Source organism: Agromyces sp. H17E-10 (assembly GCF_022919715.1).
GTDB lineage: Bacteria > Actinomycetota > Actinomycetes > Actinomycetales > Microbacteriaceae > Agromyces.
This window is the reverse complement of the sequence record NZ_CP095042.1, coordinates 908188-929684: the sequence shown is the minus strand read 5'-3', so window position 1 is coordinate 929684 and position 21497 is coordinate 908188. Positions and strand designations below refer to the sequence as shown.

16 protein-coding genes and 1 pseudogene are annotated in these 21497 nt (G+C 71.1%); 13 read left to right on the top strand and 4 right to left on the bottom strand.

Features of this window, described 5'->3' with window-relative positions:
• Positions 1–27 precede the first annotated feature (27 nt).
• Positions 28–1434, top strand: coding sequence for a purine-cytosine permease family protein (locus MUN74_RS04170; protein ID WP_244855153.1), 1407 nt, complete (start codon positions 28–30; stop codon positions 1432–1434).
• Complete coding sequence (locus MUN74_RS04165; RefSeq protein ID WP_244855152.1) at positions 1427–2074, top strand: cyclase family protein; 648 nt, start codon at positions 1427–1429, stop codon at positions 2072–2074. The genes MUN74_RS04170 and MUN74_RS04165 overlap by 8 nt, the downstream gene beginning before the upstream one ends.
• Positions 2075–2221: 147 nt before the next feature.
• Here the strand turns inward: MUN74_RS04165 and MUN74_RS04160 are convergent, their stop codons facing one another.
• Positions 2222–2860, bottom strand: coding sequence for a TetR/AcrR family transcriptional regulator (locus MUN74_RS04160; protein WP_244855151.1), 639 nt, complete (start codon positions 2858–2860; stop codon positions 2222–2224).
• A 127-nt stretch (positions 2861–2987) separates the two neighbouring features.
• Between MUN74_RS04160 and MUN74_RS04155 the strand changes: the two genes are divergently transcribed.
• From MUN74_RS04155 to MUN74_RS04130, 6 genes and pseudogenes are all read left to right on the top strand, one after another.
• Complete coding sequence (locus MUN74_RS04155) at positions 2988–4499, top strand: purine-cytosine permease family protein (RefSeq protein ID WP_244855150.1); 1512 nt, start codon at positions 2988–2990, stop codon at positions 4497–4499.
• Positions 4496–5695 carry a serine hydrolase domain-containing protein gene (locus MUN74_RS04150; protein ID WP_244855149.1) on the top strand — a complete coding sequence of 400 codons (1200 nt, stop codon included), beginning with the start codon at positions 4496–4498 and terminating at the stop codon, positions 5693–5695. Before MUN74_RS04155 ends, MUN74_RS04150 begins: the two co-directional genes overlap by 4 nt.
• Positions 5696–5863: 168 nt before the next feature.
• Positions 5864–8203: an MFS transporter gene (locus MUN74_RS04145; RefSeq protein ID WP_244855148.1), complete on the top strand. Its 2340-nt coding sequence runs from the start codon at positions 5864–5866 to the stop codon at positions 8201–8203.
• 100 nt (positions 8204–8303) lie between these two features.
• Entirely contained in the window at positions 8304–8936 is a 633-nt protein-coding gene (locus MUN74_RS04140; protein WP_244855147.1) for a VOC family protein, read from the top strand.
• Positions 8937–9164: 228 nt separating this feature from the next.
• Positions 9165–9959: pseudogene (locus MUN74_RS19285) on the top strand (glycoside hydrolase); the annotation flags it as partial.
• Positions 9960–11031: 1072 nt separating this feature from the next.
• Positions 11032–12816, top strand: a complete 1785-nt coding sequence (locus tag MUN74_RS04130) for an RICIN domain-containing protein (protein ID WP_244855145.1) — start codon at positions 11032–11034, stop codon at positions 12814–12816.
• Between the two features lie 81 nt (positions 12817–12897).
• Here MUN74_RS04130 and MUN74_RS04125 read toward each other — a convergent pair whose 3' ends face one another.
• Positions 12898–13941 carry a LacI family DNA-binding transcriptional regulator gene (locus MUN74_RS04125; protein WP_370647345.1) on the bottom strand — a complete coding sequence of 348 codons (1044 nt, stop codon included), beginning with the start codon at positions 13939–13941 and terminating at the stop codon, positions 12898–12900.
• A 138-nt stretch (positions 13942–14079) separates the two neighbouring features.
• Here MUN74_RS04125 and MUN74_RS04120 point away from each other — a divergent pair, with 138 nt between their 5' ends.
• The 4 genes from MUN74_RS04120 to MUN74_RS04105 all read left to right on the top strand — a co-directional run bounded on the left by MUN74_RS04120 (position 14080) and on the right by MUN74_RS04105 (position 19296).
• On the top strand, positions 14080–15054 hold the full coding sequence (locus MUN74_RS04120; RefSeq protein WP_370647375.1) for a carbohydrate ABC transporter permease: 975 nt from the start codon (positions 14080–14082) through the stop codon (positions 15052–15054).
• Positions 15051–15989 carry a carbohydrate ABC transporter permease gene (locus tag MUN74_RS04115; RefSeq protein ID WP_244855143.1) on the top strand — a complete coding sequence of 313 codons (939 nt, stop codon included), beginning with the start codon at positions 15051–15053 and terminating at the stop codon, positions 15987–15989. Before MUN74_RS04120 ends, MUN74_RS04115 begins: the two co-directional genes overlap by 4 nt.
• 56 nt (positions 15990–16045) lie before the next feature.
• Positions 16046–17386, top strand: a complete 1341-nt coding sequence (locus MUN74_RS04110) for an ABC transporter substrate-binding protein (RefSeq protein ID WP_244855142.1) — start codon at positions 16046–16048, stop codon at positions 17384–17386.
• A gap of 128 nt (positions 17387–17514) precedes the next feature.
• Positions 17515–19296, top strand: a complete 1782-nt coding sequence (locus tag MUN74_RS04105; RefSeq protein ID WP_244855141.1) for a glycoside hydrolase family 35 protein — start codon at positions 17515–17517, stop codon at positions 19294–19296.
• A gap of 32 nt (positions 19297–19328) precedes the next feature.
• On the opposite strand, the gene MUN74_RS04100 is transcribed toward MUN74_RS04105, so the two are convergent.
• Together MUN74_RS04100 and sigJ are read right to left on the bottom strand one after the other, a co-directional pair.
• Positions 19329–19619, bottom strand: coding sequence for a DUF1905 domain-containing protein (locus MUN74_RS04100; protein ID WP_244855140.1), 291 nt, complete (start codon positions 19617–19619; stop codon positions 19329–19331).
• 4 nt (positions 19620–19623) lie between these two features.
• A complete protein-coding gene (gene sigJ, locus MUN74_RS04095; protein WP_244855139.1) occupies positions 19624–20556 on the bottom strand; it encodes an RNA polymerase sigma factor SigJ in 933 nt (310 codons plus the stop codon).
• 129 nt (positions 20557–20685) lie between these two features.
• Here sigJ and MUN74_RS04090 point away from each other — a divergent pair, with 129 nt between their 5' ends.
• The gene (locus MUN74_RS04090) at positions 20686–21438 is read left to right on the top strand and encodes an SDR family oxidoreductase (protein ID WP_244855138.1); all 753 of its coding nucleotides are present in this window, start codon (positions 20686–20688) and stop codon (positions 21436–21438) included.
• The last annotated feature ends 59 nt before the right edge of the window (positions 21439–21497 follow it).

The following is a 21497-nucleotide window of genomic DNA, read 5'->3' as shown; positions in this document are numbered from 1 at the left end:
CCGACTCCCACCCCCACAGGAGAAGCAATGTCGCTCTACACCCGTCTCGACCGCCGATTGGCGCAGCAGGCCGACAACTCGGGGCCGGTCCGCGGCACCCTGTCGACGCCGCGCATCGGAATGATCTGGCTGGCGGCGAACCTCGTCGTCACGACCCTGCTCACCGGCACCCTGTTCATCCCGGCCGTCGACTACGGCGTCGCGATCACGATGATCGTGCTCGGCACGCTCGGCGGCGCCGTCGTGCTCACGCTCGTCGGCAACATCGGCACCCGCACGGGCCTGCCGACGATGGCGCTCACGCGCGGCGCGTTCGGCACCCGCGGCGGCTACCTGCCGATGGCGGCGAACGTGATCATCCTCATGGGCTGGAGCTGGGTGCAGGCGATGCTCGCGGGCGTCACGGTGAACTACCTCGTCGAGAGCCTCACGGGCTTCTCGAGCCCGATCCTGTTCTCGGTGCTGTGCCAGACGATCGTCGTCATCCTGGCGATCTTCGGCCACGACGGCATCGCCCGGGTCGAGCCGTGGCTCGCGGTGCTCATGCTCGCGATCATCGCGTGGATCTTCTTCGTCGCGTTCTCGACCTTCGGGCCGGGCGAGTACCAGGCGATCCCGGTCGACCTGTCGATCGGGTACACACCCGCGATCGTGCTCGACATCGTCATCGCGACCGCCGTGTCGTGGACGGTGCTCTCGGCTGACTTCAACCGCCTCGCGGTGTCGAGCCGCGCGGGCATACTCGGTTCGGGCATCGGCTACACGCTCTCGACCGTCATCGCCATGACGCTCGGCGCGACCGCGATCGGCTACGTCATCCTCTCGGGCGGCGACGCGGCCGCGTTCGACCCGGGTGTGCTCGTCGCGGCGTTCGGCGCGCCGATCGCGATCGTCATCTTCGTCTCGGTGATGGCGACGAACTCGATGGTCGTCTACGGCATGACCACGTCGATCGTGAACGCGAGCGCAGGCCGGGCGAAGCTGCGGTTCCTGCCCACCGCGCTCGTCGTGGGCGTGATCTCGATCGTCGGCTCGACGTGGCTGGCCCTGCTCGACCAGTTCACGACGTTCCTCACGATCATCGGCGCGTTCTTCGTGCCCGTGTTCGCGATCATGATCGTCGACTACTACCTGATCAAGCGGTCGTCGTACACCCGCGACCTGCTCGAGCACCGCGGCGGCCGGTACTGGTACCTCGCGGGCGTCAACTGGTTCGCGGTCGGCGCCTGGGCGATCGGCGCGTTCGCGTCGTACCTCATGGTCTTCGTGTGGCCGAGCCCGGTCGGCGCGACGATCCCCGCGTTCGTCATCACGTTCGTGCTCTACCTCGTCGCGATGCTGCCCGAGCGGGCGCGCACCGTACGGGAACCGAGCGTGCACCTCGCCGAGGTCGCGACCGAGCAGAGCGACGAGGATGCCGCGGCCCATGCGTGACCTCAGCAGGCTCGTCTCGGGCGGCATGCGGGTGTACCCGGGCGACCCCGAGGTCGCGATCGGGCCGGCGCTCGAGGTCGCGACCGACGGCGTCGACGTCGCGCTCCTGCGCCTCGGCTCGCACACCGGCACGCACCTCGACGCGCCGTCGCACACGGTGCCGGGCGGACGCACGACCGGTCGCATCGGGCTCGACGAGCTCGTGGGGGAGGCGCTCGTCGTGCACCTGACGGGCCTCGAGCCGCGCGAGGTCTACGGGCTCGCCGAGATCGAGGCGGCGCTCGGCGGGCCGCTCGCCGAGCAGGTCGAGCCGATCGTGATCGTCGACACGGGGTGGGCGCAGCACTTCGAGACCGATGCCGCGCTCGACCACCCCGCGCTCGACGCGGAGGCCGCGGCCGAGCTCGTGCGACGCGGCATGCACGTGCTCGCCGTCGACACCTTGAGCCCCGACCTCACAGGCGGCGACGGCGGATTCCCGGTGCACGAAGCGGTGCTCGGCGCCGACCGGCTCATCGTCGAGAACGTCGCGGGCCTCGACGGGCTGCCTGCGCGCGTGCGGGTCGGGTTCTTCCCGCTGCGGGTCGACCTCGACGGGGCGCCCGTGCGGGCGGTCGCGTTCGACGTCGACCCTGAATAGCGCTCATCGAAGCGCGCCGGGCTGTTCGCAACTCAGGATGCCGGGCTCGACACGCCGCGGCTCTGGCCGTCCGAGCGGCGTGTCGCCCGAGGCATCCTGAGTTGCGAACGCGAGCCCGCACGTCGCGCGCACGCCTCGCGGAGCGTGTCAGTCGGCGAGCGCCGCGACCGCGGCGCGCAGGCGACCCGGCTCGAGCCCGAGCGCCCACTCGGCGGCGTCGGTGACGAACCGCGCGTAGGCGTCGGGTGTGAAGGTGCCGGTGTTGTTGGCGTACGCCCCGAATCCGTCGATCGCGATGAAGATGCGCACGCACGCGACCAGCGCGTCGTCGCAGGCGAACACCCCGGCGGCGATGCCCTCCTCGACCAGCTCGGTGAGCTTCGCGCGGTCGAGCGACTCCTGCTCCTCGAGCGCGTCGTCGAGCGCGGGGCGGAACCGGCTGAGGTGGCGCGCGTTCAGCCACAGCCGAGAAATGGGTCGCGCCCCGGGACTCTCGACCCGCGAGACGAGGCGAGCCATGCGCTCGAGCGGCTCGCCGCCCTCGGGCACGAGGGTCTCGCGCTCGTCGCTCACGGCGTGCACGAACGCGGCGATCACGAGGTCCTCCGCGACGGGGAAGTAGTGGCTGATGAGGCCGGGCCGCACCCCCAGGCGGTCGGCGACCGCGCGCAGCGTGATGCCCTCGAGGCCGTCGTCGAGGGCGATCGCCGCCGCAGCCGCGACGATCTCGGCGCGTCGCTCGGCCGGCGGCTTGCGGGCTCGGGTCGTGGGCGCGCTTGACATCATGCCGATCATGTTATTGGATAAGCGACCAATAGCCCATTGGTCATGTGACCAATAGCAGCGTCGCACACGGCAGCCCGGCACGGCCCCGACCCGACGCCGCCTCGGGCCCCCGCCGAGAGGATCCCCCGTGTCATCCCAGACTCCCGCAGCGTCGCAGGACTACGTCGACGCACCCACCCAGCCCGAGACCCGCGGCATCGAGGTCGTCAGCCCGTCGGAACGCCACGGACGCGCCCGCGACCTGTTCGGCGTCTGGGCGGCGCCGAACGTCAGCATCCTGAACTTCACCATCGGCGCGACGATGATCCTGCTCGGCCTCGAGATCTGGCAGGCGATCGCCGTGATCGTCGCGGCGAACCTGCTCTGGGTGTTCCCCGGCCTCATCGCGATCTCGGGCCCCGCCGCCGGCACCTCGGGCTCGGTCATCAGCCGAGCGCTCTACGGGGTCTTCGGCAACAAGATCATCATCGCCTTCACCGGGTGGCTCATCTCGGCCGTCTTCCTCGCGCTCAACTGGCTCGCCTCGTCGTTCATGGGCGCCGACCTGCTCGCCCAGTGGGGCTTCACCGACCCGCTGTGGGGGCCGGTGGTCGTCACGCTCCTCGTCTCGGCGATCACCGTGCTCGTCGCGGTCTACGGGCACGGCCTCATCATCAAGAGCTACACGGCGATCTCGATCGGCCTCTTCGCGGTCTTCCTCGCCGTCACGGCGTTCGCGCTGCCGACGGTCGACTGGGCCTACCAGGCGCCCGAGCCCCTCACGGGCGTGCCGCTCTGGTCGGCCGTGACGATCGGCTTCACGATCCTCGCCTCCACCCCGCTCTCGTACATCAACAGCCCCGACATCGCGCGCTACCTGCCGCGCGAGACGAAGGCGTCGCACATCATCGCGGCGACCGCGCTCGGCGGCGCCCTGCCGGGCATCTTCTTCACCGCCGTCGGCGCCCTCATCGTGACCGGACTCGACGGCGCGGCGGTCGATTCCGGCATCGAGGGAGCGATCCTCGGCATCCTGCCGACCTGGCTCGGGCCGCTGCTCGTGCTCGCCGTCATCGTCAACACGGTCGCCCTGAACGGCATGACGACCTACACCTCGAGCATGGCGCTCCAGTCGGTCGGCGTGCCGATCCGCCGCATCCCGTCGGCCATCGTCATCGGCGTCATCGGCACCGCGCTCACGCTGTACCTCGTGATGTCGACGAGCCTGCTCGACGCGGTGAACCTCATGCTGCAGTTCCTCGTCATCGTCTCGGGCCCGGCCATGGCGATCTTCGCGACCGACATCATCCTGCGCCGCAACCGCTACGACGCGAACGACCTCTTCGACGAGGAGCGCGGCGGCAGGTTCTGGTACACGGCCGGCTGGAGCATCCCGGGCATGACCGCCGTCGTGCTGGGCGGCGTCGCGACCGCGGTCTGCCTCTCGACCACCGTGTGGTCGGGCCCCGTCTCGGAGGCGATGGGCTTCATCGACCTCTCGGTGCCGGTCGGCATGACCGTCTCCGCGCTCGTCTACCTCGGGCTCTCGAAGACGCCGCTCGGCCGGTTCGACGAGGTGCGCGCCGTTGCCCCGCGCACGGCGTCGGCGACGGCGGATGCCGCGACCGCCGCCGCCCCCGAGCCCGAGACCGCCGCATGAGCACCGGGCCCCACCCCGCCCGCTACCCGGGCGCGCCCGCCGGCGTGCCGAGCCTCGACACCTGGCAGGAGGCGCCGGGCAACCGCTGGGCGTTCGGCGGCCTCGCCGAGCTCGTGCCGACGGCGACGATCTCGCGCACGGCGCCCGGTGTGCGTGCCGCAGCAGCCGAGACGGCGACCGTGCGGCTCGACGCACTGACCCCGCACCTGCCCGACCTCGAGCGCCGGCTCGAGGCGACCTGCACCGACGCGTTCCTCGTGCTGCGCGGCGACGAGGTCGTGGCCGAGTACGCCAAGCCCGGGTTCGCGCCCGATCAGCGCCACCTGCTCATGAGCGTCTCGAAGTCGCTCTGCGGGCTCGTCGTCGGCGCGCTCGTCGGCGACGGCCGCATCGACCCCGACCGCCCGGTCGTCGACTACGTGCCCGAACTCGCAGGATCGGCGTACGACGGCCCGACCGTGCGGCACGTGCTCGACATGCGCGTCGCCGTCGACTACGACGAGAACTACGTCGACCCGGCGTCCGAGGTGCAGACGCACGACCGCTCGGCCGGCTGGCGCGTGCGCCGCCCGGGCGATCCGGCCGACACGTACGAGTTCCTGACGACGCTGCGCACCCGCCCCGACGCCGACGCACCCGGCGGGGGCGGGGCGTTCCAGTACTGCTCCGCGAACACCGACGTGCTCGCCTGGATCGTCGAGCGGGTCACCGGGCTGCGCTACGTCGAGGCGCTGAGCGAGTTCCTCTGGTCGAAGCTGGGCGCCGACCGCGATGCGACGATCACGGTCGACGCGGCGGGCTTCGGCTTCGCGAACGCCGGCATCTCGTGCACGGCGCGCGACCTCGCGCGGGTCGGCCGGGTGGTGCTCGACGGCGGGCTCGCGCCGGGCGGCCGGGTCGTCCCCGAGGCGTGGGCGCGCGGCATCCTCGCCGGGGGAGACCGCGACGCGATGACCTACGAGGGGTTCACGGGCGCGTTCCCGGGCGGCTCGTACACGTCGCAGTGGTGGTGCATGGGCAACGAGCGCGGCAACGTGAGCGGCATCGGCATCCACGGGCAGAACCTGTGGCTCGACCCGGCGACCGACTCGGTGATCGTCAAGTTCTCGACCTGGCCCGACCCCGACACGGCCGAGTGGAACGACCTGCAGAGCACCCTGCTCGTCGACGTCTGCGAGGCGCTCGACTCGGTGTGAGTCGATTGCGGGCGATACGGATGCCTCGGGGCTGCGCAGCCCCGAGGCATCCCTCGTCGGCCGCCGACGAATCGGTGCCAGCCCGGAGGCCGCGCCAGAACCTGAGGTTCTATCATCCAGATGGCTCGAACCCCCGCCGCACTGCGGCGCCGACCATCGGGAGGACACGTGGACGGCCATCTCGCAACGCTCGTGCCCCTCGCCGCCGACGCTGCCGACCCGTCCGACTGGAGCCTCTTCCAGTCGGGGTTCATCAGCTGGTTCGTCGACCATGCTCTCGTGTGGGTGGCCGTCTGGCTCGTGACGGTCGTTGCGGCCCGGCTGCTCTCGATCTGGAAGCTCTGGACTCGGAAGCCCGTCACCCGCAGCAGCAGCACGGAGGCGAAGCTGGTCGGCGCCGGAGTGACCGCGCTCGCCGCGTTCGCGTTCGTCGTGGTCGGCAGCATCACGAGCCTCATCGCACCCTGGCTCGTCGTCGCCTGGATCGGCGTCGGGGTCATCGCAACCGTCGGCATCGTGGTGCTGGCATTCGGGATGGCGACCACTCCGTGGCTCCGCATCACCGTGACCGGCACGGGCGGCGCGACGAACGACGCGTGGGCCACCGAGGTCACGGTGCGCATGCGCGAGCTCAACGCCGACAACCCGAAGGGGCGCATCGAACGCCCCGACGGATCCGACCTCAACGAGCTCGTCGCGATCGCCGACCGCACCGACAACTGGGCGGTCGCGCTCGTCGGCGGAGCGGTGTCGATGCTGTTCAACCTGACTCCCTGGCGGCTCGAGGTCACCGTGTTCAATTCCGTGTCCGGCGTGGCACGTCTCCGCCGCAACGGCCGGGTCGTCGACGACGCATCGCTCCAGCTGCCCGCGCCGCCCGCCGACGGCGGGCACCCCGGCGAACTGCTCACGCTCGCAGCGGCGTTCGCCGCCGTGACGGTCGCGCACGAGTACCCAGACATCGTCGGCTTCTACAACACGAACGACTGGCGGGGCCTCGGACTCATCGGCGTCGCCCGCGGCACCGACGACCCTGCGCTCCGCGAGCGGTACATCGCGCGGGCACGAGAGGTGGACCCCGACAGCATCCTCGTCGAGTACGAGGACGTCTACCACCGATACGCCGGAGCGACCGATGCCCGACGGCTGCGCGAACTCATCGAACGGCTCGAACCCATGATCGCGTCCGCGGCGCTGCAGGCCGGGCGGCCGATCGCGGGGATCGGCACGGAGGACGAGTCGGTCACCGGCGCGACTGGGACCCGGAGCGAACCGGGGAAGCCCGAGGCGGATGCGTCCGGCGCCCGATGGTCGGGCCGCCGCTACGTCGAGCCGCCGATGCTCATGCTGCGGCTGCAGAGCTACTACCTGATGACCATTCGCAACTGGCTCGTGGCGGCCGACGGCTCGGCGAAGGACGACGCGGCGGGCGGGCACGCGGATCGGCCCGAGCGGCTCGAGCGCGCGACCATCGTCGCCGCCGAGCTCGTCGCCGCCCTCGACGAGTTGAAGCGAGAGGCGGATGCGAAGCAGCGCAGGGCGCAGTATGCCAAGCAGCGAACGTCGCTCGAGCGTATGGAGCAGCGCGCGGCCCTCGGCCTGCTGCTGCTCAACGACGAACGCATGAAGAGCCGCACTGCGGCCGACACGGCCGCTGTCGACGACGCGGAGGCGTCCGCGCGCCTGCGGCAGCGGGTCGAGCTCGCGACCGGCTGGAAGAACATCGCCAAGCGATCGGGCCTCGTCGAGGTGAAGTACTCGGTGGCGTGCTACGAGAGCCGGCGCATCGCCGAGGGGTGGGCCGACGACGACGCCGACTTCGAGTTCATCGTCGCGCAGCTCGGCGCCGTCTGCGGAGACGACGAGTACCGGCAGCTCGCCCTCGCAGATCCCGAGCTCGCCCCGCTCGTCGACCCGCGCGGCGACCGGGCACGCCGGATCAGGATGCGCGATGCCGTGCTGCTCGACATGAACGACGCCTGGCAGATCGAACGGTTCCGCAGGGTCAGAGTGCCGCTCGAGCGTGCCGGCGTGCGTACACCGCAGGACCTCGTCGTCCCGGCGACGCAGAGCCGGGTGGTGCTGCGTTCGGACCTCGACTTCGACGAGGTGACGTCGCTCGCCGACGCGGCGCGCATCCTGCATGCGGTGATGACGACCGAGTGCGACCTGGTCCCCGACCGGTTCGACGGACGCGACGCCGATCGCGAGCACTGGGCGCGACTTCGCGCCGCACGTGCGCTGCTCGACGACGACCGGCACACGGTGCGGACGCTGTGCGACGAGCACGCCCAGGACCGCGACACACTGGTCGACGAGCTTGCGTCCGCAATGTTCTGGCGGCCCGACGAACGCGAGGAGCGCACGGTCGGCGACTACGTCGACCGGATGATCGAGCGGCTGGGCGGCCCGCACGGCCTGCCGGTGGCCCAACCGGACGAACCTGCCGAACCGGCCGAAGCTGACGAGCGTGACGCGGCTGGCGGCCGCGACGAGCCCGCTGCATGATCGAGCCGCTCAGGCGCGCGACGCGGCGCCGGCGCACCCGCGCACGATCGGTCAGGATTCGAGAAGCAGGGGTCGTCGCCACGCTCGTAGCGTGATGGGCATGTCAACGATCGAATCCATCACCCTCGAAGTCCAGGACACCGCCGCCGCCGACCGCTTCTACGCCGACGCGTTCGCGCTCGACGCGCTCGACGGCCGAGTGCGCACCCGGGCCGCCGACCAGCACACGAGCGGCTTCCGCGGCTACACCCTCTCGCTCGTCGTGCCGCAGCCCGGCAACGCCCAGGCGCTCTTCGACGCGGCCGTCGCCGCCGGTGCGACCGTGCTGAAGCCCATCGCGAAGTCGCTCTGGGGCGTCGGCGGCTCCGTGCAGGCGCCCGACGGTGCCATCTGGAAGTTCGCCACCTCGGCCAAGAAGGACACCGAGCCCGTCAGCCGGGCGTTCGACCGCATGGTGCTGCTGCTCGGCGTCGAGGACGTCGGCGCCAGCAAGCGCTTCTACGCCGAGCAGGGCTTCACCGTCGGCAAGAGCTTCGGCAGCTACGTCGACTTCGAGACGCCGGGCAGCCCGATCGGCCTCGGCCTCTACAAGCGGCGCGCGCTCGCCAAGGACGCGGGTGTGCCGGAGGAGGGCACGGGTTCGCACCGGCTCGTGATCGCCGGCACCGGCGGCGCGGTCACCGACCCCGACGGGTTCGCATGGGCACCGGCATCGCAGACCGCCCCGGCGTGACCGCATCGCCGTCGTGACCGATGGTGATACCGCGACCCGTCCTCACGGACGCCGAGACCCCTGACGCATGTCGCGTCGGGGGTCTCCTCCGTCTGACCGCCGGATGCCGCCGACGAGTGCGCCCGGACCCCCGGGCTTCCAAATGTTGACGTGAACATGTAACCTCGCGGCGAGGAGTGTTGACGTCAACATCCTTGGTCCATCTTGACGGCGGAAAGGACGGCATCGATGAAGATGTCACGCGGAAGACGAATCACCGCGCTCATCGCGACCGGCGCGCTCGCCGGCGCACTGGTCGTACCGCTCGCGACGGCTGCGGCCGAAGCGGCGGACGGCACGACCATCACCCCGAATCCCGCGTACGCGGGCGAGGCGTTCGAAGGCTGGGGTACGAGCCTCGTCTGGTTCGCCAACGCGACCGGCGGCTACCCCGATGAATTGCGCGAGGAGCTGTACCAGGCGGTGTTCGGCGAAGACGGCCTCGACCTGAACATCGCGCGCTACAACATCGGGGGCGGCAACGCGAGCGATGTCGGCGACTACCTGCGTGCCGGCGGCGCGGTCGACGGCTGGTGGGCGGAGAACCCCGACGGCGACGCCGGCGCCTACGGCGGCGTCTCGACCGACCTCGCCGATCGGGACGCACTGCTCGCCGCCTGGGACCCCGACGACCCCGCGTCGTACGACTGGGAGGCCGACGCGACCCAGCGATGGTGGGTCGAGCGGCTCGCCGCCGACGACCGCATCACGCACTGGGAGACGTTCGCCAACTCGGCGCCGTACTTCATGACCGAGAGCGGATACGTGTCCGGCGGCTTCGACGCGTCGGCCGAGCAGTTGAAGCCCGCCGCGATCCCGGCGTTCGCGAGCTATCTCGTCAACGTCACCGAGCGCCTCGAGGACGAGTACGGTATCGAGGTCGACACGATCGACCCCCTCAACGAGCCGAATACGAACTACTGGGGCACGCGACTGCAGGACGGCGTACCCGTCGGCGGCCGGCAGGAGGGCATGCACGTCGGCCCCGTGCGGCAGGCGCAGCTCGTGGACGCCGTCCACGCCGAGCTCGCCGAGGCCGGCACGACGACCGATGCCGGTGTCTCCGCGATGGACGAGACGAACCCGGGCATCTTCGCGACCGACTGGGCCGCCTACCCGCAGCAGACCCGCGACGCGATCGCACGCATGAACGTGCACACCTACGGCACGTCGGGCCGGCTCGTCGTGCGCGATCTCGCCAAGCAGGCCGACACCGACCTCTGGATGAGCGAGATCGAGGGCAACTGGGGCGGCTCGTGGAACCCGCTCAGCATGGAGAACGGACTCGGCATCGCCGGCCGCATCCAGGACGACCTGCGCGAGCTCGAGCCGAAGGCGTGGGTGCTCTGGCAGCCCGTCGAAGACCTCTACAACATGCAACCGCAGGGCGAGAACCTCAACTGGGGATCGATCTTCATCGACCTCGACTGCAAGCCGTACGCGGAGGGCGGCGAGACGGTGTGGAAGTCGGAGCGACGCGTGGCCGACGCGGGCGGCGACTCGACCGCGGTGCCCGAGTGCGGCGTCTCGATCAACTCGAAGTTCAACGCGATCCGCAACTTCACGAAGTACATCCACGAAGGCGACCACCTCATCGCCGTCGACGATCCGTCGAGCACGGCGGCGGTGCGAGGCGACGGAACGGGCGCGACGATCGTGCACCGCAACACGGCCGCCTCGTCGCAGCAGGTCACGCTCGACCTGTCCAACTTCGGTGAGATCGCCGCGGATGCGCGCGTGACCCCCGTCACGACGACGCAGGCCGATTCGGCCGACGCCCCCACGGCGAACGCCCTCGTCGCCGGTGAGCCCGTCGCGATCGATCGCGAGGCGGGCACTGCGACGCTCACGGTGCCGGCGAAATCGGTCACCACGTTCGTCATCGACGGCGTCTCCGGCGTCGCCGGCGCCGCGCCCGCCCTTCGCGACGGCCACGACTACCAGTTCGTGGGGCTCCAGAGCGGCAAGGCGCTCACGGCCGGCACCACCGGGGCAGCCACCGCCATCCGCGATCTGGCGACGGATGCCGCCGCAGCAGCCCCCCCAGACGTGGACGGTGCATGCCGTCGACGCCGGGGAGCGCGAAGCGACCCACCGGGTGGTGCTCGAGGCCTCCGACGGCCGGGTGCTGGGGGCGACGAACGCCGGCACGGACCTGCGTACCGCGGGCATCGACGCCGCAGCGGCCGACCCCGCGACCCGGTGGGTCGTCAACACGACCGACGGACGCGGCTACTCGCTCGTCAACGAGAAGCTCGCGGTCGCCCTCGACGTGAACGGGCAGTCGACCGCGAACGGTGCGACGGTCGGCGTCTACGGCTCGAACGGCGGCGCCAACCAGACGTGGGATCCGCGCGACCTGGCACCGCTCGACGGCCAGACGGTCGCCGCGCGCACCGCGGTCGGTACCCCGCCGGTCCTGCCGGAGACGGTCGTTCCGCGCTACGCATGGGGGGCCGGCGTGCCCGTCCCCGTGATCTGGCGGCAGCCCGACGAGCGTGCGTGGGCGGAGCCCGGCCGCGTCGAGGTGCCCGGCACCGCGACCGACGTCTTCGGCGGGCAGGTCGCCGTCACGGCCCTCGTCGACGTCGGCGGACTCACTGCGACCGACCCGGTCTCGATGACCGTCGCGGTCGGTGCGGCGCCGAACGGCGTCGAGTCGGCCGCGCCCACGACGGTGCCGGCCCGGATCGGGGCGTCGGAGAACACGTTCGACGTTCCGGTGACGTGGGACTGGTCGAGCCTGCCCGACGGGGCCTTCGACGAGGTCGGCGTCGTGCGGGTACCGGGCGAGGCATCCGCCGACGGAACGACGCTCGCGGCGACGCTGTCGGTGATCGTCACCGAGGGCAGTCTGCGCAACGTCAACCCCGACCCGGGCACGACCGCCTCGGCGAGCTCGACCGAGTCGGGCTACCCCGTCGACCGCACCCGCAACGGCGTGGAGGGCGACAAGGGCTGGTCGAACTGGGTCTCGTCGAACAAGCCGGCCCAGTCGACGCTCACCTACGCGTACGCCGCTGCGCATCAGGTGGAGCAGGTCTCGGTGCAGTTCTACCGCGACGGCACTACGAGCTGGGCGCAGACCATGCAGGTGCTGTTGCGCGCGGCCGACGGCACCTGGTTGCCCGCACCGGGATGGGAGTCGTTCCAGCCGGTGGCGTCGCCCGCCGACGGCAGCGCGCCGACCGTCGTGGCGTCGTTCGATCCGGTCACGGCGACCGGCGTTCGCGTCGTCATGAACGCGTACCCGAACACGCACCTCATCGTGTCGGAGGTGAAGGTGTTCGAGTCGGTGCCGTCGCCGGCCGCGATCGCCGACCTCGCCGCGCTGCGGATCGACGGCGTGACGATCGACGGCTTCGACCCCGAGACGCACGACTACGCGGTCGACGTCGCCGGCGGGCGCCTGCCGGTCGTCGACGCGATCGCGCTCGACCGCGACGCGACGGTGCGCGTGTCGCAGCCGGCCGCCGCGAAGGGTTGGGTCGGCACGGTCGGAGTGACGTCGGCCGACGGCTCGGTGAATGCGGTCTACACGGTCACGATCCGCCGGCACGCCACGATCGACGAGCTCACCCTGGCCGACCGGCCGCGCGTCGGAACACCCGTCGCGAGCGTGGGCGTCCTCGACCCGGTCGACGGCGAGATCGCGTACCGGTGGCTCAGCAACGGCGAGCCGATCGACGGTGCGACCGAGGCGACCTACACCCCCGTCACGAGGGACGCGGGCAAGCTGCTGAGCGTCGAGGTCACCGTGTCGGCCGACGGCGTTGCCGCCGCGACGGCCGAGACCCCCGCGCAGCGGGTGCTCGCCGCCAACGCCCGGAAGCCGGAGTAGGGGCGCGGGCTCATCGGCGGGATGCCCCGGGTGCACGCCCGCGGCATCCCGTCGTCTGCCCGGGGTCGGCCGGGCGGGTGCTCAGCCGCGCGGCTGAGCGGTGCTCGCGCGCACGATCAGCTCGGTCGGCACGAGGATGCTGGTCGCGTCGCCTCCGGTCTCGACCTCGAGCAGGAGCGTCTCGACCGAGCGTCGGCCGACTTCGTCGAAGAACTGCCGCACGGTGGTGAGCGGCGGCCAGAAGCTGCGCGACTCCTCCATGTCGTCGAAGCCGACCACGCTGACCTCGCCGGGCACGGCTCGACCGGTCTCGTGGAGCGCGCGCAGCACGCCGAGCGCCATCTGGTCGTTCGCAGCGAAGATCGCGGTGACCGCGGGGACGGCGGCGAGCCGCAGCCCGAGCTCGTGACCCGACTCGCTCGACCAGTCGCCCACGAGCACGGGCGGCACGTCGGCGCCGTGGGCGCGCAGCGTCGCCTCCCACGCCTCACGGCGATGCGTCGCCGAGTACGAGCGCTCGGGGCCGGCGACGTGCCAGACCGTGCGGTGGCCGAGCGAGAGCAGGTGCTCGGTCGCGAGTCGCGCGCCGTGGGCCTGGTCGGTGTCGACGACGGGGTAGCGGTCGCCGGCGGTCGAGTCGACGACGACGACGGGCAGCCCCGGCGGCAGTTCGACGTCGCTCTCGTCGAGCAGGTGCGCCTCGACGATGATGATGACGCCGTCGACGGCCTCTTCGCTCAGCCGGTCGAACGCGACCGACACCTCGCCCTGGGTGGGGTGCGGCACGGGGATGAGGTTGATCGAGTACCCCGCGTCGGCGGCCGCGACGGCGATCGCGTCGAGCGTGCGCATGTTGCCGAAGCTCGACAGGGTGAACATGATGACCCCGATGCTGTGGAAGCGCCCCGAGCGCAACGCCCGCGCGGCGCTGTTCGGCCGGTAGCCGAGCGCCCGCATGGCCTCGAGCACGCGGTCGCGCGTCTCGGGGTCGACGTTGTCGCGGCCGTTCGACACGCGTGAGACCGTCTGGCCCGAGACGCCCGCCTCGCGGGCGACGTCGGCCATCGACGGCCCGCGCCGACGTGCGGTCGGGGCTGGCGTCTCGTGGCGGTCGGCCATCGTCATGTTCGCTCCTTCTGACGAGTCCATGCTGCCCACTGGCGCATGTTCACGTCAACATGCTACGGTGTCCGCATCGCATGTTGACGTGAACATGCTCCCGATTGGAAGAAACCGATGACAACGACGTCCGCACCGCAGCCGATGCGCCCGAGCTCGGCCGCGACCGCGCCCGGCGCATCCCGCGGGGCACGAGAGCCCGGGGCATCCGGTGCGCCGAATGCCGGCCGCACCCGCCGCCGCCGAGCCGGCCACCGCAACGAGTGGAAGGGCCTCGCCTTCACGGCACCCTTCCTCGTCGTCTTCCTGCTCGTGTTCATCGCCCCGGTGGTCTACTCGATCTACCTCAGCCTGTTCCGCGAGCAGCTCATCGGCGGCAACGCCTTCGTCGGCCTCGACAACTACCTCGAGCTCGCCGTCGACCCGCAGTTCTGGGACGGGTTCGGGCGCGTCGTGCTCTTCCTGCTCATCCAGGTGCCCATCATGCTCGGCATCGCCCTCGTCGCCGCCCTCGCCATCGACAGCGCCCGCCTGCACGCGTCGGGCTTCTTCCGCATCGCGATCTTCCTGCCGTACGCGGTCCCGGCGGTCGTCGCGGTGCTCATGTGGGGCTTCATCTACGGCGACCAGTTCGGGCTCGTCGCGAACCTCAACGACTGGCTCGGCTCGACCGTCTTCGCCCCGTTCTCGCGCGAGTTCATCCTCGTCTCGATCGGCAACATCGTCACCTGGGAGTTCGTCGGCTACAACATGCTGATCTTCTACTCGGCCCTCCGCGTCATCCCGACCGACCTCTACGAGGCCGCCGAGCTCGACGGCGCCGGACCGTTCCGGGTGGTCACCGGAATCAAGCTGCCGGCCCTGCGCGGCGCGATCGTCATCGCGACGATCTTCTCGATCATCGGCAGCTTCCAGCTGTTCAACGAGCCGAACATCCTGCGCACGCTCGCTCCGAACATCATCACGACGTTCTTCACGCCCAACATGTACGCCTACAACCTGTCGTTCTCGGGCCAGCAGTACAACCAGGCCGCGACCGTGGCCATCGTCATGGGCGTCATCACCGCCGTGATCGCCTACGTCGTGCAGCTGCGCGGCTCGCGCAAGGAGGAACGATGAGCACGCTCACCGAGGCGATGACGACGGCGGATGCCTCGGGCCGAGGCCGCGCCCGGGCGTCGCGCCGCCCCCGCCGCAGCACCTCGGCGCTGCGCCCGCGCAAGTCGATCGCGTTCACCGTGCTCATGTCGCTGCTCGCGCTCTACGCGCTCGTGCCGCTCGCCTGGCTCGTCATCAACTCCACGAAGACCCAGGCCGGCCTGTTCTCGAGCTTCGGGCTCTGGTTCGACGATGACTTCGTGTTCTTCCAGAACGTCTGGGAGACGCTCACCTACCGCGACGGCATCTTCGTGCGCTGGCTCGGCAACACCCTGCTCTACGTCGTCGTCGGCGCCGGCGGCGCCACCCTGCTCGCGACGCTCGCCGGGTACGGGCTCGCGAAGTTCCGGTTCGCCGGCCGGCGCGCGATCTTCGCCGTCGTGCTCGGGGCGATCGCCGTGCCGGGTACCGCGCTGGCCGTGCCGACCTTCCTCATGTTCAGCCAGCTCGGGCTCACGAACACGCCGTGGGCGGTCATCATCCCGTCGCTCATCAGCCCGTTCGGGCTCTACCTGATCTGGGTCTACGCGGTCGACTCCGTGCCGACCGAGATCCTCGAGGCGGCCCGGATGGACGGCGCGGGGGAGTTCCGCACGTTCTTCACGATCACGATCCGGCTGCTCGCACCCGGCATCGTCACGGTGCTGCTGTTCACCGTCGTCGCGACCTGGAACAACTACTTCCTCCCGCTGATCATGCTGAGCGACCCGACGTGGTATCCGCTCACGGTCGGCCTGAACCAGTGGAGCGCGCAGGCCTCGGGCGTCGCCGCGCAGCCCATCTACAACCTGGTGATCACGGGGTCGCTCCTCACGATCATCCCCATCGTCGTCGCGTTCCTCGGCCTGCAGCGGTTCTGGCAGTCGGGGCTCAGCGCCGGCAGCGTCAAGCAATGACGCGCACCCGTCCCACGCACCACCACACGGCACAACGAAGTGAAGGGAAACCCCACATGGCCATCTCACGCACCGCGCGTCGCGCGCTGACGATCGCCGCCACCGCCGCGCTCGCCGTCGGCACGCTCGCCGCCTGCTCCCCGAGCGGCGGCGGCACCGAGGCATCCGGTTCGGCCGACGACCTCGACGCCGCCCTCGAGCAGGGCGGCGAGCTCACCTACTGGAGCTGGACCCCGAGCGCCGAGGCGCAGGTCGCGGCCTTCGAGAAGGCGTACCCGAACGTCGACGTCGAACTCGTCAACGCGGGCACCAACACCGAGGAGTACACGAAGCTGCAGAACGCGATCAAGGCCGGCTCGGGCGCCCCCGACGTCGTGCAGATCGAGTACTACGCGATCCCGCAGTTCGCCCTCTCCGACTCGCTCGTCGACCTGTCGCAGTACGGTCTCGACAGCCTCGAGGACGAGTACAGCGCCTCGACGTGGGGCTCGGTCAACGTCGGCGGCAAGCTCGTCGGCCTGCCGCAGGACTCGGGCCCCATGGCCCTCTTCTACAACCAGGCCGTCTTCGACCAGTACGGCATCGAGGTGCCGACGACGTGGGACGAGTACGTCGCCGCCGCCGAGAAGCTGCACGCCGCCGACCCGACGAAGTACATCACGAGCGACACCGGCGACTCGGGCTTCACGACGAGCATGATCTGGCAGGCCGGCGGTCGCCCCTTCGCGACCGACGGCACCGACGTCACGATCGACTTCGCCGACGAGGGCACGAAGAAGTGGACCGGCGTCTGGAACCAGCTCATCGAGAACGACCTCGTCGCACCGATCCCCGGGTGGAGCGACGAGTGGTACAAGGGCCTCGGCGACGGCACCATCGCGTCGCTCGTGATCGGCGCCTGGATGCCGGGCGTGCTCGAGTCGAGCGTCGCCGACGCGGCCGGCGACTGGCGCGTCGCGCCGATGCCGACCTACGACGGCACGCCCGTCGCCTCGGAGAACGGCGGCGGCGGACAGTCGGTCGTCAAGCAGTCGAAGAACCCGGCGCTCGCCGCGGCCTTCCTGCGCTGGCTCAACAGCGACCCCGAGTCGATCTCGATCTTCCTCGAGAAGGGCGGCTTCCCCTCGACGACCGCCGACCTCGAGGACCCCGACTTCGTCGGCTACGAGTCGGAGTACTTCGGCGGCCAGAAGATCAACGAGGTGCTGACGCAGGCCTCGAAGGACGTCTCGAGCGGCTGGCAGTACCTGCCGTACCAGGTCTACGCGAACAGCATCTACGGCGACACCGTCGGCCAGGCCTACGCGAACAAGACGAGCCTCGACGACGGCCTCGCCGCCTGGCAGGAGCAGCTCGTCGACTACGGCAACGAGCAGGGCTTCACGGTCAACCAGTAGCCCGTTCGTGGGTTGAGGAGCGCCCGACGAAGGAGGACGCGTCTCGAAACCCCGCGGTTTCGAGACGGCACCTTCGTCGCCTCCTCAACCCACCCTGAATTCCCGAACAACCCAGAAACGGATGCCTCGTGACCGCCCCTTCCCGCTTCGCCATCGGCGAGTCCGACTTCGAGCTCGACGGCCGGCCGCACCGCGTCATCGCGGGCGCACTGCACTACTTCCGGGTGCACCCCGACCTGTGGGCCGATCGCATCCGCAAGGCGAGGCTCATGGGGCTCAACACGATCGAGACGTACGTCGCCTGGAACGCCCATGAGCCCCGGCGGGGCGAATGGAGCGCCGAGGGCGGGCTCGACCTCGGCCGGTTCCTCGACCTCGTCGCCGCCGAGGGACTGCACGCGATCGTGCGGCCGGGGCCGTACATCTGCGCCGAGTGGGACAACGGCGGCCTGCCCGCGTGGTTGCTGCGCGATCCCGTCGTCGGTGTGCGCCGGTCGGAGCCGCGCTATCTCGCGGCCGTTGGCGAGTACCTGCGTCGTGTCTACGAGATCGTCGCGCCCCGGCAGGTCGACGCGGGCGGACCGGTCGTGCTCGTGCAGATCGAGAACGAGTACGGAGCGTACGGCGCCGACAAGGCCTACCTGCAGCACCTCGTCGACGTCACGCGCGATGCGGGCATCACCGTGCCGCTCACGACGATCGATCAGCCGGTGCCGCAGATGCTCGCCGACGGCAGCCTGCCCGGACTCCACCTCACCGCGTCGTTCGGCTCGCGCTCGGTCGAACGGCTGGCCGCGCTCCGCGAGTTCCAGCCGCGCGGGCCGCTCATGTGCATGGAGTTCTGGTGCGGCTGGTTCGACGACTGGGGCTCGCACCACCACACGACCGATGTCGCGGCGTCGGCGGCCGAGCTCGACGCGCTGCTCGCGGCGGGCGCCTCGGTCAACGTCTACATGTTCCACGGCGGCACGAACTTCGGGCTCACGAACGGAGCGAACGACAAGGGTCGGTACGCCCCCATCACGACGAGCTACGACTACGACGCACCGCTCGACGAGGCGGGGCATCCGACCGAGAAGTTCTTCGCCTTCCGCGAGGTCATCGCGAAGTACGCCCCCGTGCCCGACGAGGTGCCGCCTGCGGCGACCACGGCGCCCGTGCTCGAAGCGCCGTTGCGCCACGGACCGGCCCTCCTCGACGTGGCCGAGCGGCTCGGCGACGCCGTCGACGTCGAGTCGATGCCGACGTTCGACGAACTCGACCATGACGGCGGAGTGGTCGTGTTCTCGACGACGATCGACCACGACGGTCCGGCGACGCTCACGATCGGCGACGAGGTGCGCGACCGGTGCTGGGCGCTCGTCGACGGTGTGCCGGTCGGCGTGCTGGCGCGCGATGCGCACGAGCGGGCGATCCGCATCGCCGACCCCCGCGGTCGGCTGACGCTCGTGGTCGAAGACCAGGGCCGCGTGAACTACGGCCGACGCATCGGCGAGCCGAAGGGGCTCGTCGGCGGCGTGCAGCTCGCGGGTCGCGAGCTCACCGGCTGGCGGGCCACGCCGCTCGACCTCGACCGGGTGCCGGCGCTCGCCGCAGAGACGGTCGCGGGCTCCGCGGATGCTCCCGGCGTGGAGTCGGTCGTAGGCCCGTCGCTCGCGATCGCCGAGTTCGACCTCGACGAGCCGACCGACCTCTTCATCGACACGGCGGGCTGGGGCAAGGGCATCGCCTGGATCAACGGGTTCATGCTCGGTCGGTACTGGCGGCGCGGGCCGCAGCAGACGCTCTACGTGCCGGGCCCCGTCGTTCGTTCGGGCCGCAACACGGTCGTCGTGCTCGAGTTCGAGTCGTTCGCCGACCCGACGGTGCGGCTCGTGGCGGGGCCGGCGCTCGGGCACACCGAGATCTGATCGCCGGCAGCGCGTGAGGCGCCCGCCAGGTGTCAGGGCGCTCCGACCGTCAGCCGCACCTCGACGAGGTCGCCGACCTCGAGCGACTCGGCGGCGCGCACCCACGCCTTGACGGGCACGATGTAGCCGCCGTCCTTCGGCCAGAGCGCGGTCGGCCACTCGCTGCCGCCGATGCGCACCGTCGCCGGCACCATGCCCCAGCCGTAGCTGACGAGCGGAGCGACCGCGGCGAGGTCGTCGCACGCGGCGGGCGGGACGGTCACGAAGTGCCACGGCGCGGGGCCCCGCCAGAACCACAGCTCGCCGCTGAAGTCGAACTCCATCGGCTCAGGATACGGGTGGTGCGTTCCAGCGCCGCAGCTTCTCGGGGTTGCGCATGATCCAGGTCTGCGAGACCCGGTCGCCCCGCACCTCGACGACGGCGACCGTGTCGACGACGCCCTCCTCGCCGAACGCGAGCGTGAGGCCGTCGGCGGTCTCGTGCAGCGACCACTCGAGCGCCGGCCCCCGCTGCGTGAGGATGCCGGCGACGAAACGGGCCACGTGATCGGGCCCGAGTACGCGCCGGCGCGCCGCCGTCGCGAACCCGCCGCCGTCGGAGACGAGCACCACGTCGGGGTCGAGCAGCGAGATCAGCGAATCGAGCCGCCCCGATCCGGCTGCGGCGACGAACGCGCGCACGACCTCGTCGTGGCGTTCGCGGCTCACGACGCCCTCGCGGCGTTCGCGGACATGCCGGCGGGCGGAGGCGGCGAGCTGCCGGCACGCCGCCGGCGTGCGGCCGACCACCTCGGCGATCTCGGCGAACGACATGGCGAACACGTCGTGCAGCACGAACGCGACGCGCTCGGCGGGCGTCAGCGACTCGAGCACGACGAGCAGCGCCGTCGAGACCGACTCGTCGAGCATCGCGCGGTCGAGGGGGTCGTCGGCCGAGCGCACCGCGAAGCGCGCGGCATCCGCCGTCGGCAGCGGTTCGGGCAGCCACTCGCCGACGTAGCGTTCGTGCCGGTGGCGGGCGGACCCGAGCTGGTCGAGGCAGACGCGGCTCACCACCCGCATGAGCCAGGCGCCAGGTCGCTCGATCGCGTCGCGCTCCTCGAGCGGCATCCGATACCAGCGGGCGAAGCCCTCCTGCACCGCGTCCTCCGCATCCGCGACCGTGCCGAGCATGCGGTAGGCGAGGCCCACGAGGGCCGGGCGTTCGGCCTCGACCTCGGCATCGCGCGCGTCGGTGGGGGCGGTGGGCGCTTCGGGCATGCCCTCAGCCTCGCACGTGGCGACGCGAGCGGCACCTTGCATTCGGGCCGGCCGTGTCGTCGGACTGGTGAAGGGGCGAAACGGATGCCCCGCCGTCGCCGCACCCGCGGCCCGAACGAGGAGCTCACCATGAAGATCGCCGTCGCCGGAGGAACCGGAACGGTCGGACGCCACGTCGTGGACGTCGCCCGGGAACGCGGACACGAGGTCGTCGTCCTCACGCGGTCGGCCGGCGTCGACGTGATCACGGGGCAGGGACTCGCCGCGGCATTGCGAGGCGTCGAGGCGGTCGTCGACACGAGCAACCTGGTGACGCTCGACGCGAAGAAGGCCGAACGGTTCTTCACGACCGGATCGCGCAACCTGCTCGCCGCCGAGGCCGCCGCGAGCGTGCGTCACCACGTGCTGCTCTCGATCGTCGGCATCGACCGGGCACCGTACGGCTACTACGCCGCGAAGGTGGCGCAGGAGCGCGTCGTCGAGCAGGGCGACGTGCCGTGGACGATCCAGCGCGCGACCCAGTTCCACGAGTTCGCGGCGCAGATGCTCGACGGCATGTCGTTCGCGGGCCTGCACCTCGCGCCCAAGTTGCGCACCGCGCCCGTCGCGGCACGAGAGGTCGGCGAGCGGCTCGTCGCGGTCGCCGAGGCGGGGCCGGCCGGGCACGTGGCCGATCTCGCCGGTCCGCGCGAGGAGCGGCTCGAGGAGATGATCCGCAAACTCGCCCGGGCGCGGGCGCTTCGCGGGCCGGTGATCGCCGTGTCGATGCCGGGCAAGCAGTTCGCGGCGATGCGTTCGGGCGCGACGCTGCCCGGCCCCGACGCGGTGCGCGCCCGGCAGACGTTCGACGAGTGGGTGGCTGGAACCCCGGTGGCCGAGTAGCGCGCGACGAAGGAGCGCGCGTATCGAGACCCGTCGCTAGGGTTGACACTCGTGAAGAC